This is a genomic window from Halomonas sp. ND22Bw, assembly GCF_003011945.1.
Lineage (GTDB): Bacteria > Pseudomonadota > Gammaproteobacteria > Pseudomonadales > Halomonadaceae > Halomonas > Halomonas halophila.
Genome location: NZ_PXWD01000782.1, coordinates 1 through 275, shown reverse-complemented (window position 1 = coordinate 275; position 275 = coordinate 1). Strand labels below are relative to the sequence as shown.

Below are 275 nucleotides of genomic sequence, written 5' to 3'. Positions count from 1 at the left end.
CCAAGAGCCTCCCGATGATCACGACCGAGACGCGCAGCTACGAGGCCGATGGGGTGGTGTGTGAAGCCTACATCGCGCGCCCCGCCGACCTCTCCACCCCGCGCCCCTGCGTGCTGATCGCCCACATGTGGGGCGGCCCCAACCCGTTCATCCACGACAAGGCGCGCCTGCTCGCCCAGCAGGGCTACGTCGCGTTCGCGATGGATATGTATGGCATTGGCAAGCGTGGCACAACGCCTGAGCAATCCGCCGCGCTGATGCGCCCTTTCATTGAG

1 protein-coding gene is annotated in these 275 nt (G+C 66.2%); it reads left to right on the top strand.

The features are described from left to right. Nucleotides 1-14: 14 nt before the first annotated feature. A partial coding sequence (locus CVH10_RS20265; protein ID WP_181244583.1) for a dienelactone hydrolase family protein occupies nt 15-275 on the top strand: 261 nt, incomplete at its 3' end.